A 1,678-nucleotide genomic window follows, 5' to 3' on the forward strand; every position below is an offset into this window, starting at 1 on the left:
CAGCACTGAAGAATAAAAACTTTTCGCAATAAAAATCCCAGAGATTTCCTGCTTTTCTTCTGTTTAATGTAAAATAAAAGAAAAAAATTTTACACACAGGAGAAAAGTATGAAGAAACTGAAGAAAAAAGCCGACTGGCTTACCAAAGCAAAGAAGCGTAAGATGAAGAAAAAAGACAGAGGGATTGTGGAAATCATGATGCTTACCCGTCATTTTTTTAAAGAACTTCCACAATGGCTTAATGAGATGACGGATCCGAGACACCCTTCCTATACTACCTACAGTCAGGCAGATCTGGTGTTGATGGGGATGCTGAAAAATATGTGTGCAGTAAAGAGCATGCGCTCCATGGAAGAAACCTTTAATGAAGATGCGTGTATTGCCACACTCCGGATTCTGTCCGGTGATCAGGGGCTTTCAGAAATGCCGCATGCGGATACACTGAATTACTATCTGGAACGCCTTTCTCCACAATGTCTGGCAGATGTAAGAAAAAAGATGGTGAAGAGCCTGATCCGAAAGAAAAGCTTTTCCCGTTCCAGACTGCTGGGGAAATACTGGAGAGTCATCATAGACGGGACCGGGCTCTTTTACTTTCGTGAAAAGCATTGCGAAAATTGTCTTGTGACAACGGTGACACGGGAAGTAGATGGGAAAGAGGTCAAAGTGAAAAGATATTATCATAAAGTTCTGGAGGCGAAACTGTTGCTGTCGCCGGGGATCCTGATCAGCCTTGATACAGAATTCATTGAAAATGAGAAGGAAGATGTCAGCAAAAATGACTGTGAGATCAATGCGGCGAAACGGCTGCTGGAACGGCTGCATAAAGACTATCCGAGACTGCCGGTCTGTCTGCAGGGGGATGCCCTTTATGCGGCAGAGACGATCATGAAGATGTGCCGTGACTGGAAATACATCCTGACCCAGAAGGCAACACGGCAGAAAGTGCTGGCAGAGAGCTATGAATGGATTGCCAGTGGAGGCGGAGCAGAGACGTTGACGGGAATCGGGAAAGAAGGCGGGAACGGAGAATATATCAACCATGTAGAGGAAACGGCAGGGAAGGAAGAAGAAGCGGATATGTACCGCTATCGGTATGAAACAGAAGAAGACGGGGAGAAAGAAATCCATGAATTCCAGTGGATCACAAACATCGAACTGACAAAGAAAAATCTGGAGGAAATGATTGAAGCAGGCCGTGGAAGATGGAAAATAGAGAACGAAGGGTTCAATAACCAGAAAAATGGGATTTATGATATTGAGCATTTAAACAGCCGGGACAGCAATGCGATGAAAAATCATTACCTGATCACACAGATAGCAGACATAGTCATGCAGATCTACCTTTCCTTCAGCCCATTGAGGAAAGAGATCGGGCAGAGCATAAAAAATACATCTTCAGGGTTACTGGAAAGTTTTCGCAGACATACAGTAACGGATGAAGATGTATCCTACATTTCGAAATACACAACCGTGTATCTTGAATGACAGGGTTATTATACAACAGGTGGTGATAGAATGGAAGATGGAAAAAAGTAAATATCCACATTTTTTTTGAAGAGGAGTCCGTATGGCCTTGAGATGTGGATAACGGCTCCAAAGGAGACGCTTGTTGTGCAAAATAGCCACAATAACATACTCTGGCTGAAAAGCAGGGATTTCTAAAATTTATTCTTTA

Annotated in this window: 1 protein-coding gene; it reads left to right on the forward strand. The window is 43.2% G+C overall.

The window, feature by feature from the left end:
* Positions 1 to 108: 108 nt before the first annotated feature.
* Positions 109 to 1,488 (forward strand): transposase family protein, encoded by a 1,380-nt coding sequence (locus B5G11_RS16020; protein WP_087255643.1) that lies wholly within the window; start codon positions 109 to 111, stop codon positions 1,486 to 1,488.
* Positions 1,489 to 1,678: the final 190 nt, after the last annotated feature.

Source organism: Drancourtella sp. An57 (genome assembly GCF_002161525.1).
Classification (GTDB): Bacteria; Bacillota; Clostridia; order Lachnospirales; family Lachnospiraceae; genus Sellimonas; species Sellimonas catena.

Bases quoted from the DNA above. Each gene is read 5' to 3' on its own strand.
- B5G11_RS16020 (WP_087255643.1), top strand. From the start codon at position 109: ATGAAGAAACTGAAGAAAAAAGCCGACTGGCTTACCAAAGCAAAGAAG.